We start from the raw sequence: 13,766 nt of genomic DNA, 5'->3' as shown, positions 1-13,766 counted from the left end.
CTTACTTGTATCGAATGTTATTGTTACGTGTTGTTGTTTGTCGGTAATCAGTTGCTTTGATCAGCACCTGACTACAAATATCTGCATCAGACAAACGTGATGCGACCCGTGGATCGAATTTATCTAAATCGGCATTTGATGTAATGACGGTTGGTAAGCGATGATTATAACGGTGATTGATAATTTGGAACAGCTTTTCGCGAGCCCAACCAGTTGAACTTTCGGTGCCCAAATCGTCGAGCACTAAAAGCTGAATATTGCGAATTTTCTCAAAGCGCTCATCGTAGGCCACCTCGGAGTTTGGGCCAAAGGTCGAGCGCAAATAATCCAGCAAATCCGGTACAACCATAAAAATCGTTTGATACTCGCGGCGCACTGCTTCATTGGCAATCGAGGCTGCTAGATGGGTCTTGCCACAGCCATAGGTTCCATATAGAAATAGCCAACCCTTGGGCGCTTGGGCAAAGGCCTTGGCTCGGGTAAAAGCCTCGCTAACCCCAACCACATGTGTGTTAAAGGTATCAAAGTTTTTAGTTTCAAAGGCCTGCAAATTACTTTGTTGCCATAGTTTATCACGTTGGCGGCCTTCTTTTTCGGCGAGTTTACATTGGCAGGTAATCAAATGGCCAAAGTTGGGGTCGCTGATCGGCACATCCATGCAGAAATAGCCAGCACCCTTACAAATCGGACAAATCTCCTCCATCGGAATCGCCGCTTCTTCCGAAGAAGGCGGCATATTTGCCCGTGGTATATTTGCTGAGATCGAAAAGCTGCTCGGATCGATGCGACGTAGATTCTTTTCCATCGGTTTCCCACCGTTCTAGAATGCGCCGAATGTAGCGCCAATTGCGCACATTGGCCTCAACCGCTTTGGCGATGGCTTCTTCGAGCCATACAGCGGGATATTTAGCGCTGGCCTCGTGCAATTGCTCGATCAGCAGCGGCGTTAGCAGGCCAATATTTTGTTCGTAAAGCCCAAAAATGGTTGGCAGGGCTGCTGGGCTAGCTTCTGGCGCAAGCACACGCTGGCCCGCTTGGCGCTCAACCCAATGCCGATTGGCTTGGGTATTGACCAAATACCAACTGACCACGCGGCCAGGCTCAGGGCTGATTAAGTGCAGTAATGTGCCTCGTTCAACCGCCAAACCCAAGGCTTCTTCTAACACGTCGCTGGTTGGGCGCAATTGCGAAACAGCCCGCAACGATTGAGCCAAGGCACTGTCGCTGCTCAGGGCATCCCATGAAACGCGTTTGGCGCGGCCACGCTGCTGGCTGACCAACCAAAAGACATGCAGGGTTACTTTGAGTTCAGCCAAATTGCTGATTGAAGGGAGAACATCGCTAAAGAATTCTGCCGGTAGCGGCACGAGATTCTCAGTTGAGAAGCCATGAAACGCCACCACGGGTTGCCTCCAAAAGTAGCACTGCGCGATTTATCTAGCATGAATGATACCACATGCCGCAACGCTTGCGACCACTCATCCAAGTTGATATTCCCTCACCCTTGACCCCTCTCCCACGATTCGCGCCCAGCCTCTCACCCCCGACTAGCGAATAATCAGACTGTAACGCCCCCTCACCCCCAACCCCTCTCCCACTGCGGCGGGCAAGGGGAGTTCCACGCTTATTCCCCCTCGACTCGCGTGCGGGAGCGGGGGTGAGGGCATGAACATCGACGGTAAGTCCCATCCAAATTATTGTTAAAAACCTACCCTTGTAAGAAAGGGGGCAGGGGGTGAGGGCATGCCAATCGCCCGAGCACCAAGGAACTTCTCAGGCCCAGCCAACGTTATGACTTTAATCAAACCTTTACTATGCAACAAATTAAGCTAATTTTATTCAAATGGAGTGTGTCATGCGTTGGATGTTTGGTTTTTTCGCCGCCTGTTTAGCCCTCTGGCAAATCTCGCCAGCCGCTGCCTGTAAAATGATGGAACCAACCCTCGATAGCGTAACCCAGCAATCCGAACTAGTGGTTGTCGCCACCGTTACCAAGATTGAAGGCAGCCAAGCAACATTTAGCGTCGAGGCTCCAATCAAGGGGAGCTTGCCACAAAATGATCTTGATGTGCTGAACCATCAAATTAACAATGGAGCCGATTGTCAGCCAAGCCTCGGCGATGGCGAGCGCTTTGCTGAGGGCAGCCGCTGGGTCTTATTCCTTGTGCCAACCACCCTCGACCCTGATATCACTTGGCAAACTGCTAGCTTCGGCGATTATGGGGCACTCAAAGTTGAGCAAGATCAAGTCAGCTATACCGAACAAGGCACGCCACAGCAAATTCCATTACCTGATATGGTTGAAACCTTGAGCAATTATGCCAGCCTAAATCCAAATGAATTGGTTGATCCGCTGCCTGGCGGCGCAGCAGCACCAGCAGTTGAGCCACAAATTTTGCCTGCCCCAGCCCCCGAATTGATCGATACCGATCCGAATGCCAACCCCGTTGCCCAAGTCGATGTTGCACCAACTATTGCACCAACTTCTGCTGCTCCAAGCTGGTTGCCGTGGGTTTTGGTCGGGGTAGGTGTAGTTGCCGCCATCGGCGCATTAATTGGCTGGCAACGTAGCCGTAGTGCTAAACAGTAATCAGTATATCTGTGAGATAGTGATTGTAAGGAGGTTAACATGCGTTGGATTTGGGGATGTTTGATCATATTAATTGTGCTGCTGCCCACAACTCCGGCTGCTGCCTGTTCAATAGCTGAACCTACATTTGACGACCTAACTCAAAAAGCTGATCTGGTGGTCGTTGCTACAGTCAGCAAAATTGACAACGATCAGGTTTTTTTACGGTTGATACAGCGATCAAAGGTTCGGTTTCGAACGAACCTTTGATCGCTGTATCAACCATATGATGGGTTTTAACGAATCATGTAAGCCCCACCTTGGCGTTGGTAATCGCTTTGCTGAAGGTAGCAAATGGGTCTTATTTTTAGTCCCAAACCATGTTCATGGCCCAGCTGTTTGGAAAACGCTTGGCTTTGTTACTGATGGAGCACTCAAGGTTGAACAAGATCAGGTGCATTATACTGAGCAGAATCAACCCCAAACCCTGCCACTGGTTGATCTAATCAGCACGCTAACCAATTATAGTATGGCAAGTTCGGCCACGGTTACGCTATTACCAACAGGTCAAACCGCTGAACCTAACGCGCCCATGCTCATGCCGACCGCAACGCTTGATGCCGTCCCTGTCGTCAATCCACCGCAAACAACTGAGCCACCGGCTAGTCAATCGAGCAGCATGATTTGGATTCTGGTTGGCATTGGAGTTTTAGCCGGAGTTGGCGCATTGATCGGTTGGCGACGAAGCCAATAAAACTCAAAAGGCAGAAGTCAAACGAGGGATCAGGGGCTAGATGTTAGGGGTCAGGGGTTAATGCAGAGGCGCAGAGGGTGATAGGGGTCAGGGGCTAGGGGTCAGGGGCTAGGGGTCAGGGGACAGACCATAGGACAATCGTTTTGGATTGCATGTTCTGACTCCTGATCCCAGCCCTCTTATCATTCGTGTTCTTCGTGGTTAAAAAATTCCTGATCCTTAGCCTTTAATCATAAATGTGCCATACATATCGCTTTGCTCATCGCCCGCTTGGCGATCACCTTCAATCACCCATGTGCCATCAATCTCATTCCATTCAGAGAGCCGCTGAAAACCAGGTTCGAGCAACGTCCATGGCTCGATAAATTGCTTGATTTGCTCGACAGTCCGAGCATAAATTGGACTGCCCATTGCGCGATAACGTGCTAGCAACTCTTGCAGTTGGGGATTGGGATCTTCGGGCAGGGCAATCCACGAGATGGAGATTTGCGAGCCTGGGCTACACCATTCGTACAAACGTTGCAAGGTTTGCTGCAACACATGATTATCTAAGAAATAGGAGACCCCAATCATACAAATTGCCAGCTTGCGTTCGCCAGCAAAATGTTGATCTGCTTGCGCCAAAATACTGTCAAGTTCAGCAATATTGGCTTGATGATAGATGACGCGGGGATTGTTGCCGATAATTTCGCGGGCATAGGCCACAGTTGCTTGATCATAATCGTTGTACAGCACCAAGGCATCGGGGCGAATTTCGTGAATATAGCCTTGGGTCGGCAGGCCACTGGCCAAATCGAGATAGCGATTAAAACCCAAATCAGCCAAACGATTGACCGCAATATCCAAAAACCAACGATTTAGGCGTGCGCCATTTTCAATTGTTGGAATCATCTGCACCAAACGTTCAGCCGCCATGCGATCAACAGCAAAATTGTGGCTACCACCCAACAAATAATCGTAAATTCGCCCAGCATTGGGCTGCGATGGATCAAATTCCACGGCGAGCACTCCTCACTGCAAACAACATTTAGCCTAGCGAGCGTTGTAACAATTCCACGGTTTGGCGAAAACGATCATGTTCTGAACGCACATGGGCAATTTGGTGTTCAACAAAGCTTTCGATCACCACTTTGAGTAATTCGTAACTCTCGATCGCCCGTAATTGTTCGCCATGGCGCAAATAATCGGCCTGAACTGCGCCAACAACCGCTAAAAGGCTTTTCAAGCCAATGCCTTGTTGAAACAGCATCCGTCCCATCAGCGTCGCCGATGTTGGTTGCTCAGCGAGCAAAAATTGGCCAATTTGCATGGCAATTGTGTGGAGACGTGGTGGGGGCAATGTGCCAGCATTGTGCAACGAATTGGCGCGGAGTGTCTCACGAACGACACTATAAATATCAGTGCTAGTAGCTGTCACGAGAACGCCTCCTAAATCAGTGCGCTTGCTACTTGAGATTACGATGAAAGATCGGCGTTGCAAGTTCAAGCAACGTTAGAGCAAAATATTAAAAACCATTAATTAGAGACTATAGCGCAATAGTCCCATTTTTCAATAGGACTATTCTGCTATTTTCAGTCAATTTTGGCCCTTGAGGGTGAAACTATCGATCATCCCTAGGGTTAACCATGTCACCATGGCCAGATCGCTGGAGAAATAGCCTTGATCAACGCCACCATGCAACCAACCTGCCATCAAGGCCGCCAAAGCCGCTAAGGCCAACCAGCGTTCAGGCTGCTCGCTATGCCAGAGTTGCCATGTGCGCCGCAGGCTACGCCACGCCAATGCTGCAAAAATAACTACTCCCACAATTCCGACCCGCAACCACAAATCGAGCAGCAAATTATGCGGATGGGCGGTGTTACGCTCGGCAGGGTCGGCGGCAAGGCTTGGCTCAATATAGCCACGATTGAATTGGGGGTTGAAATAAAAATAAAATTGATCAAGCCCAATGCCTACAATCGGATGATCAATAATCATCGCTGTCGCTGAGCGCCAAATGCTCAAGCGTGCTGAACTCGAATCGCCAGTCACGTTCAAGCGCTCAGGGCCACTCAACGATGAATAGAGCAACAACCCACCAAGTACAACACTGGTAAGCAGCGGTAGCCACCAGCGGCGCGGCAAACAGCTCAGGCCAATCAATACCAAGGCCACGGCAAATCGCGCCCCCTTGGAATAGGTCAGCATCAAACTGAGCAGCAACAAGCTGCTAGCCCCAAAATACAGCAACGACCATGCCGCATGTTGCCAGGTGCGGTTGTGCCACCATTGCCAGATCGCCCAACCAGTTGCTACAACCGCCAACATACTGGCGCGATCCATCCACAAGGCCAAATTATTGGGGTGGCAGTAGACCGATGAGGTGCGTTTTGTACCGCCTGAATCAACAATCAAATCACTAAAACACATGCCCGTACCATCAATCGGAGTCCAATCGAGGTCGCGCCATTGCAAAATGCCAATGATCGCCACAATTGCGCTGCCAGCCAGCAAGCCCCAAAGTAGCCAACGCCGCACTGGGTAACGTGGTTGCCAATACAGAATCAAGCCATATAGCAACAATGGCTCAGTAATCATCCAACGCCATTCACGCCATGCCTCGGCTTGGCCTTCGGGTACGGCCAAGGTGGCAGCAAAGGTAGCAATGAGCAGCCAAGCCAAGGGTAAAAGCAGCATGCGCCAATGTTCACGCCACCACGCTTGCCATGCGCTTTGGCGTTGAATCAAGCGCCAACCACAATCGAGCGCGGTAACGCCCAAGACGACCAGTAGCAATAGCTCATGCAGCGGGAAATATTTACCGTCAATCAAAGGATAGTTGCTATCCCAAAAGCCGCGTGAGCGATAGTTAAACGGAATTGTCGCTGCCACACCCGCCAAACCAATTTCAGGGCGTAGCCAAACAAGCGCGGCCAACAGGGCCAACAGCGCCAGCGCAAACAGTAAATTATGGGCAGCGGCCTCATCAATGCCAATCAAGGGCACAAAGCGTTTGGGTCGATAAAGCGCCACAATTGCCAAGGCCGTGAGGCCACTCAGCCCAAACGTTGTGAGGGGATGCCAACGCCAACGTGCAAGCATCATACAGTTCTCTTTCGCACTAGGACGCGATAAAAACGCTTCAGCGCTAGCAATAAACCCAGCCAAAGCCCAAACGGAATGCTGGCCCACAGCCACCACCAAGCGCGTTGACGGCTAATCGTTAGGGTTTGCCAATCACCGCGAATTTCTACTTGATGCTGGCCTAGCTCGCCACGAAATTCTTGCTCAGTAAGCACTTGACCATCCACCACCACTTCAATTGGACCAGCACTTTGCACGATTAAATGCTCGCCCCACCAATTAGCGGTATATTCGCCATTCTGCCAGAGCAAATCGCTTGATTGATAGTGGCCAATCCCCAACTGCGGTGCTTGGGTCAAATAGGCTTTGACAGCAGTGTAGGCGGGCAATTCAGTCCAATCATTTTTAAGCAAAGCAAAGTGAATCGTCGGATCTTCAGGCGAGAAGTTGACTCCAGGCCGTAAAAACCAGATATTCATCGCACCAAGCCAAGGCCATTGCTGGCGTGCCCGTTGCAGATATTCCACCAAATATTGGGCTTTTTGCTCCTCGCTGACTGGCGGGCCATATTGGGTGGCAACTGCTGAGCTATTCCAGCCAAATTCGCTAATCCAAACGGCCTTATGAGCATCACCGTAACGTTCCATCACTTCGCGCAGCAAGACCACTCGTGTGACATCGGTGCGCGAATCGAGCGGGCGTTGCCAAAGCGTATCACGACGCAGCGAACCATCGGCATTGAGCAAGGGGCGAATATAGCGATTTTCGGTGGCAGGTTGGCCAAGGCCATAACCTTGAGCACTGAAAATATCAAAATAATCGGCAGCCCCAAGTTCGTATAGCTGCTCCAAAAATTGCAAATCGTTCATGGCTTGCCAATCGAGGCCATCAGCTGGAGTCAAACTCGGGAAAAGAATAATTGCATCGGGGTTGGCAGCTTTGGCGCGAGTATAGCCAAGCTGCAATAACTTAAAAAACTCATCAGGATTGGGATCTGCCCAATTCCACTCGTGGCCATAATTTGGCTCGTTCCAAATTTGGAAGAAGCCCACTTTGCCACGATAACGCTCAACCACAGCGGTCACATAATCGCCATAATCGCCATAGTTATCGGGCGGACCAGTTGAACCAGGGTCTTGTTGACGTTTGGCGACCCGAAAACTGTCCATGGGCAAGTTTTGGCGGGCCCAACTTGGTGGGCGGTCGAGGCGCACGATCAGTTGCAAATTTCGGGCTTGCGCAGCGGCCACAATTCCATCATATTTTGTCCAGGCTGAAATAGCATCAGTTTGATCGACCGTGCCATCGCCGTTGTAATCGTGGCGATAATCGCGAAAATCGTTTTTGGCGTGGATCTCAATATCTTCCCACGGAAACTGGACGCGCAGCCAATAAAAGCCAGCCGCTTTGGCGGTATCGAGAGTACGCGAAATGACTTCGGGTGCTTCGAGATGCAGGCTGGGCAAATTGACCCCGCCCTGTGGCACATTAGCCCAAGCAATTGGCTGATCGACGCTGGTGGCAACGCCGCGCCATTGCTCATTTTCAAGCCACGACCAAGCGGCGAGGCTACCTGCGCAAACCCCGGCAATCAAAAGCCAAACCAATGATTGAAATTGAAAAAATCTGCTTCGTTGCATAGCGCAGGCCATTATCAACCAGCGTTGCGGGCTTGTCAAAAGCCTAAAAACAAAAAATCACCGCCAAAACGGTGATTGGTGGTCGGGGCGAGAGGATTCGAACCTCCGACCTCAGCGTCCCGAACGCTGCGCTCTACCGGGCTGAGCCACGCCCCGACAACGCTTACGATGATACACCATCGCCTAGCAGTTGTCAAAGTTCAAACATTGGGTTTGTTGCAAGATTGTTACGTTTGGGGAGAAAGAACATAGAGCAAAGAACATAGAACATAGCACCTAGGCTGCAACTATGAAGGTTGGTTTTGATCCACGAAACGCACGAAGGCACACGAAGGGCTGAAACTGCAAAGAACGCGAAGATTAAGTTTTTAGCCGCGAATTGCCCGAACATTTTTAGCCACAGATTTCACAGATTTGCTTGATTCGTTGATCACTGCCCCCTAGCCCCTGATCCCTGATCCCTCATCCTTTCCAACCCTGCGCCGCTGCGTTAAAGCCTCGTTGTGCTTCTTTGTGGCTAAATTTCATCCCTCATCCCTTATCCTTCATCCCTCTACAACAGCCCTTTGATCTCCTCGGCGGCTTTGCGGGTCATACCTGGCACGGCGGCTAGCTCTTCGATGCTGGCGTTACGAATGCCTTCAAGCGAGCCAAAGGCGTTGATCAAGGCCTTTTTGCGCTTGGGGCCGATACCTGGAATATCTTCCATGGTCGAGCGCAGCATGCCTTTGGTGCGTAATTTTCGGTGATAACTAATCGCAAAACGATGCGCTTCTTCGTCAATCCGCTGAACCAGATGCAAGCCTGGGTCGTTTTGGGCAAAGGCGATTGGCACACGCTGGCCAGGTTTGACCAAGCCATAAGGCAAGTGGCCTTTGGTATCGCCCTTGACCAAGCCAACCACTGGAATATGCTCAAAGCCGGCGGCTGCCAAGGTTTTGGCAGCCGCATTGACTTGGCCGATCCCACCGTCGATCAAAATCAGATCGGGCAATACCGCCCACGTTTCGTCGTTATTGCTTGGCTCGGCGTTGGGTTGATCGGTTGGCGCTGGCTCGTCGGTTTGGCCAGTATCATCGGCGCGGGCAAATCGGCGTTGCAGCACTTCGCTGAGCGAGGCCACATCGTTTGCACCTTCAACGGTTTTGATTTTGAAACGACGATAGTGCTTTTTGGCTGGCTCGCCCTGCTCAAACACCACCATACTGCCCACCGAATTGGTGCCTTGGGTATTTGAGATGTCGTAGCATTCGATCCGTTGGGGCAAATCGGCTAAATTCAATAATTCGCGCAATTGGCTCAGCCCCGCTGTCGCCCGTTGTTCGGCGTTGAGCCATTGCAAACGTAACTGGTCAAGGGTTTGGCTGGCATTGCGGGCCGCCAAATCAACCAAATCTTTTTTATCGCCGCGCCGTGGCACTTGCAAACTGACTTTATGCCCGCCCTTACTTTCAAGCCATTGCTCGATAATTTGAGTTTCTTCGGGATAATCGGGCAGCAGAATATTAGGCGGAATATCGGCGGCGGCATCATAAAATTGGGTCAAGAACGAACTCATCAAGGCTTCGGGATGTTCTTCCTCAGTGCCTTGCAGCGTAAACGGCTCCGAGCCAATCAATTTGCCACCACGAATATAGAACACCTGAACCACTGCTTTGCCTTCATCACGGGCAAAAGCAATTACATCTTGGTCGCTGGCGGCGGTATTCAGCACTTTTTGGCGCTCCATCACCCGTTCGACAGCTTTGATTTGATCACGCACATAGGCCGCACGTTCAAATTGTAAATCTTCGGCAGCTTGGTTCATTTTCACTTTCAGGTCGCGCAAAATTGCTTCAGGTTTGCCACCTAAAAATAAGCGTACTTGATTAATTGCGGTGCTATATTCTTCAGTAGTACAGTTGTTGGCACATGGCCCAAGGCAACGTTTAATATCATAATACATACAAGCCCGATTGCGCCGCTCGTGTTTTTTAAACATATCATCGTTGCATAAACGAAAGGCAAATAATTTATTTAATAGCTCAATTGTGGCATAGACACTGCTAGCCTTGGCAAATGGTCCAAAATAAATTCCACCATCTTCAAGCACTTTGCGCACTCGCAAAACTCTTGGCCATTCTTCCTTGGTAATTTTGATATAGGGATAACTTTTATCATCCTTGAGCAGCACATTGTAGCGTGGGCGATGCTTTTTAATCAGATTCATTTCTAAAAGCAGCGCTTCTAGCTCGGTATCGGTGGTAATAAACTCAAAATCGGCGATATTTTGCACCAAACGACGAGTTTTGCTGGTCAGGCCACGTGGCGCACCAAAATACGAACGCACCCGATCACGCAGGCTTTTGGATTTGCCCACGTAAATGATCGTATTGGCTTGATCGCGGTAGATATACACGCCTGGCGAGAGTGGCAAGTTGCGTAAGCGTTCTTCAAACAGCGCATGATTGGAAATATTTGTATGAGATAAATCTGGCATTTTTCGCACCTCTGTGCTAATTATACCGCATCTTTTCGCACCATGTTAAAAGCCGACCAGCCTGCTCTGCTAGTCGGCTCAACTCAAAAATGTATTTAAACTTTGATCAATTCGCCGAAATCGCCACGACCGTGGCCCAAGCCCGAGATCGAATAACCCGACACCCCAAATTTGGCCCATGCGCCGCTAGCTGGAAAAAATGGTCGGATTTTGCGGGTTATGCCAACCGTGCCAGCAAAGCGGGCCGGAATTCGATACAGCTCTTGTTCGTGCACAACCAGCACATCGAAATTCATACCAGCATTAAAGCCATTGATCCGTTTGGGAATCCCCTCGAAGCTCAGCAACAAACGCCCATGTTGATCGGCGCTGATGCGATCGCGATTGGGGTTGGTCCATGAAATGCGGGCCAATTCTTTGGGCAAATGCCAAATATTGCGACCGCCCGCCACCGATTGATCCAAATCGACGACTAAGCCGTGAATCCAAATCGCGGGACGTGGCCCAAGCTTCAAAATCAAGCCACAAGCGGCCTCACCGTAGTGCAAGGTCGAGCCAGTGCCATATTGACCAACCAAGGAAAACGCCAAAGTACGGCCTGTTGGCAACCAAAGTGGTTTTAGCGGCGCAGGCAACAAATCGGCCACAGCGTTGCGTTTGACTGGATGAACACACCAAACCCATGTGCCTTGCATGACCCATGGCGCTGGTGGATAGGCGGTGGTTGCAGCAATGCGGTCGGCTTCGACCGCCGAATCGTAGAGGGCGGACACGCTAGTACCTCATATTGCGCCAAGCAGCGCGGCAAATGGATTATCAGTCTCATCATCGGGATCATCAGCAACGGTCTGACGATTGATTACTGGTGGCGTAGGCGGCTCTTCATCTTCATCAAGATCCCAATCAAGATGGAGCGGACGATCACCAGCCATCCTAATCAATTGTTCAAGGCTAAAACGCCGAATGCTCACCTGATCGGGCCATTGTTGCGCTTCGTCAGGTTGCTCAATTAAATGAAAACGACTCTGATCGCCGATGATATCTGCAATAGTTGGTGGTGGAGTGTGGGGTGCATCGGGGCTACGCATCAAGGCACTAACCGTCTCGGCATTAGGTATGCCAGTATCGACCAATAAGAGCGTTGTATAGACTCGTGGAATAATTAATTGTAGGGCTGCGCGAATGTCGTGGAGTTGGGTTGCGGCTTTACGAATGGTGTGAGCAGAACGGCTAGCCTTAACCTCAAACACATGGACACTGCGCCCAAGCTCAACCAAGGCATCGATTTCACGATATTTGCGGATAGTTTGGCGGCCACTACGCTCATCATATTCGAGAATTCGCCGCTCGGAAAGCAGCTGGCCTTGCTCAGCCAGCCATTCGCGCAGCAATTGTTCGGCCTCGCCGCCGAATAAATCGCGCTGGCGCGGTGGCCGAATCGCCCGTTGATTTTCACGAGCAAGAGTCATTTGTTCAACAAACGCCCGATAATGCGGGTCGTCAAACGTTGTGAGTCGAGCACGCACAAAACGCACAATTACAATCCCCCACTAAACTAGCTGTATGCTACCACATAAATACGGTCAAAAGTCAGAAATCAAAAGGCAAAAATCGAGATTAGAACGTTTACAAGCCTTACCTTTATCCTTCGCACCAATAGTCTCGTGGTTGATTGATCAATCCATAACGCCACCAACTGATGTCGCCCGACCAGAATACATCAGCTGGTGGCCTCTTGCTAGCCTTCGTTGCTGCGTGGCTCAGGTAAACGTCGCGAGAGTAACAAGCCAATAAAGGCACTAGCGGCGCTAATCCAAAACAAGGGCAAATAGCCAAATTGGGCTAACAATACCCCTCCTAAAACCGGAAAGAAGGTGGCAATGCCCATCAACGTATTGCAAACACCAACATAGACTGGGCGTTGTTCGGCAGGTGCTAGCTCCATCACATAGGTCAAACTAGCAGTGTTCGAGCCATCGACGCTCAGGCCAATCAGCAAAAAGATTACGCCAAAGACCCAGCCCAAGGCTTCTGGACTCAAAACACTGGCGAATGGCATTACCAACAAGGCCCAGGTTGGCACGGTAATAATCAACCCACCAGTCAATACAATCAACAGGCGATTACCACGTTGGTCGCCAATCCGTGACCAAAAGAGGTTGGATAATGCTGCTGAGAATACCCGCACCGCCAAATAAACCCCGATCATGCGAGGCGGAACATTCAATACTTCACGGGCATACAAAATATAAAATGGATCAGCTAGGCCGCACAAACGCGTAACCATGCGCGAAAGCACATACTGGCGAAAGTTACGATCGCTCTTGAGCAATACCGGAATCTTGGCAAACATCTGCTTGGCCGAAATCGCTGCTGGTGGGTTGGTCGTTGGCGGCTCGGCAAATAGACTAAACGAAATAATCCCAAAGCCAATCAGCACAAACGAGATAAACAGCAAAACACCATAATTGTGGGGAAACAGCAACGGGCTGGCGCGGCTCAATAGCCAGCCAACCAACGGGCTAACTAAGGCAAACGAGAGCAAACCACCGATTAAATTGCGTGCCCCAAAAAACTTCCCGCGCTGGCGAGCAGGAATTGTCTTGGCCACAACCTCTTGAAAAGCGACCGAACCAGAGCCGCCAGTAAAGTTGTAGAGGGCATAACCCAGCAAAAACAGCGGCAATAGCACCCACACCGGCAAACTAGTTGCATTCCAAACCACCATCACCATCGCCAACCAAATAAAAAAACGCACAATCCCCACTTGGCGATAGACTGGCAATTTGTAGGTCATACCTTGCAAGCGACCAGCACTCAACAATTGTGGCAAGAGCCAGCCGCCCGATTTAAGCGATGGCAACAAACCAACCACCCACGGCGCAGCACCCAATTCACGTACAAACACCGTCAGAACCAAATTTGCATCGCTAAATGCGTCGGCTAAAATAAATAAAACTCCATTGGCCACTCCTAAGCGCATATTGCGGCGCAAAGTTTCTTCATTGCTCGCACGCGGAGCAATTGGCCGATGAAGTGCTAATTTCCATTGCATAGCACGTTTGTCCTTGGCAACAGGCCGTTTCCCGCTGCCTACAAAAAACGTCCAAGAACCCAGCGTTCCCGAACATTTGCTTGATGTACGGAGCTGCCGTACCAGATTCAATTAGCGCTCATTCTACTGCGATGTGCTACGCTATGCAAGTATGCGAAAATTGTAATAGGGAGTTAGAGTATAGAACATAGGGGTTGGGGATCGA

The 13,766-nt window shown here is 50.4% G+C and carries 13 protein-coding genes and 1 tRNA gene; 3 read left to right on the top strand and 11 right to left on the bottom strand.

The annotated features are described in order from the left end of the window. Position 1: 1 nt before the first annotated feature. Both ABEB26_RS01890 and ABEB26_RS01885 read right to left on the bottom strand, forming a co-directional pair. Positions 2-736: an ATP-binding protein gene (locus tag ABEB26_RS01890; RefSeq protein WP_345720246.1), complete on the bottom strand. Its 735-nt coding sequence runs from the start codon at positions 734-736 to the stop codon at positions 2-4. After that, a complete protein-coding gene (locus ABEB26_RS01885; RefSeq protein WP_345720245.1) occupies positions 678-1,403 on the bottom strand; it encodes a DnaD domain-containing protein in 726 nt (241 codons plus the stop codon). Before ABEB26_RS01885 ends, ABEB26_RS01890 begins: the two co-directional genes overlap by 59 nt. A gap of 452 nt (positions 1,404-1,855) precedes the next feature. Between ABEB26_RS01885 and ABEB26_RS01880 the strand changes: the two genes are divergently transcribed. The 3 genes from ABEB26_RS01880 to ABEB26_RS01870 are packed head-to-tail and all read left to right on the top strand — an operon-like array spanning position 1,856 to position 3,323. Continuing rightward, positions 1,856-2,590 carry a hypothetical protein gene (locus tag ABEB26_RS01880; protein ID WP_345720244.1) on the top strand — a complete coding sequence of 245 codons (735 nt, stop codon included), beginning with the start codon at positions 1,856-1,858 and terminating at the stop codon, positions 2,588-2,590. Between the two features lie 39 nt (positions 2,591-2,629). Next, positions 2,630-2,839: a hypothetical protein gene (locus ABEB26_RS01875; RefSeq protein ID WP_345720243.1), complete on the top strand. Its 210-nt coding sequence runs from the start codon at positions 2,630-2,632 to the stop codon at positions 2,837-2,839. 16 nt (positions 2,840-2,855) lie between these two features. After that, positions 2,856-3,323, top strand: a complete 468-nt coding sequence (locus tag ABEB26_RS01870) for a hypothetical protein (protein ID WP_345720242.1) — start codon at positions 2,856-2,858, stop codon at positions 3,321-3,323. A gap of 219 nt (positions 3,324-3,542) precedes the next feature. Here ABEB26_RS01870 and ABEB26_RS01865 read toward each other — a convergent pair whose 3' ends face one another. From ABEB26_RS01865 to ABEB26_RS01825, 9 genes are all read right to left on the bottom strand, one after another. Beyond that, entirely contained in the window at positions 3,543-4,322 is a 780-nt protein-coding gene (locus ABEB26_RS01865; protein ID WP_345720240.1) for an SAM-dependent methyltransferase, read from the bottom strand. Between the two features lie 28 nt (positions 4,323-4,350). Further along, entirely contained in the window at positions 4,351-4,740 is a 390-nt protein-coding gene (locus ABEB26_RS01860; RefSeq protein ID WP_345720239.1) for a hypothetical protein, read from the bottom strand. 159 nt (positions 4,741-4,899) lie between these two features. Further along, positions 4,900-6,408 carry an O-antigen ligase family protein gene (locus ABEB26_RS01855; protein WP_345720238.1) on the bottom strand — a complete coding sequence of 503 codons (1,509 nt, stop codon included), beginning with the start codon at positions 6,406-6,408 and terminating at the stop codon, positions 4,900-4,902. Then, on the bottom strand, positions 6,405-8,027 hold the full coding sequence (locus ABEB26_RS01850; protein WP_345720237.1) for a cellulase family glycosylhydrolase: 1,623 nt from the start codon (positions 8,025-8,027) through the stop codon (positions 6,405-6,407). Before ABEB26_RS01850 ends, ABEB26_RS01855 begins: the two co-directional genes overlap by 4 nt. Positions 8,028-8,106: 79 nt before the next feature. Continuing rightward, positions 8,107-8,183: transfer RNA gene (locus ABEB26_RS01845), tRNA-Pro, on the bottom strand. Between the two features lie 397 nt (positions 8,184-8,580). Further along, positions 8,581-10,506, bottom strand: a complete 1,926-nt coding sequence (gene uvrC / locus ABEB26_RS01840; RefSeq protein ID WP_345720236.1) for an excinuclease ABC subunit UvrC — start codon at positions 10,504-10,506, stop codon at positions 8,581-8,583. Between the two features lie 95 nt (positions 10,507-10,601). Further along, positions 10,602-11,279 carry an acetoacetate decarboxylase family protein gene (locus tag ABEB26_RS01835; protein ID WP_345720235.1) on the bottom strand — a complete coding sequence of 226 codons (678 nt, stop codon included), beginning with the start codon at positions 11,277-11,279 and terminating at the stop codon, positions 10,602-10,604. Positions 11,280-11,288: 9 nt separating this feature from the next. Then, complete coding sequence (locus ABEB26_RS01830) at positions 11,289-12,041, bottom strand: hypothetical protein (protein WP_345720234.1); 753 nt, start codon at positions 12,039-12,041, stop codon at positions 11,289-11,291. Between the two features lie 203 nt (positions 12,042-12,244). Further along, entirely contained in the window at positions 12,245-13,561 is a 1,317-nt protein-coding gene (locus tag ABEB26_RS01825) for an MFS transporter (RefSeq protein ID WP_345720233.1), read from the bottom strand. Positions 13,562-13,766: the final 205 nt, after the last annotated feature.

Origin of the sequence: Herpetosiphon gulosus, assembly GCF_039545135.1 — a bacterium.
In the GTDB taxonomy this organism is placed as follows: domain Bacteria; phylum Chloroflexota; class Chloroflexia; order Chloroflexales; family Herpetosiphonaceae; genus Herpetosiphon; species Herpetosiphon gulosus.
Note: the sequence above shows the minus strand (reverse complement) of the source record. Positions and strands in the feature narration are given on the sequence as shown.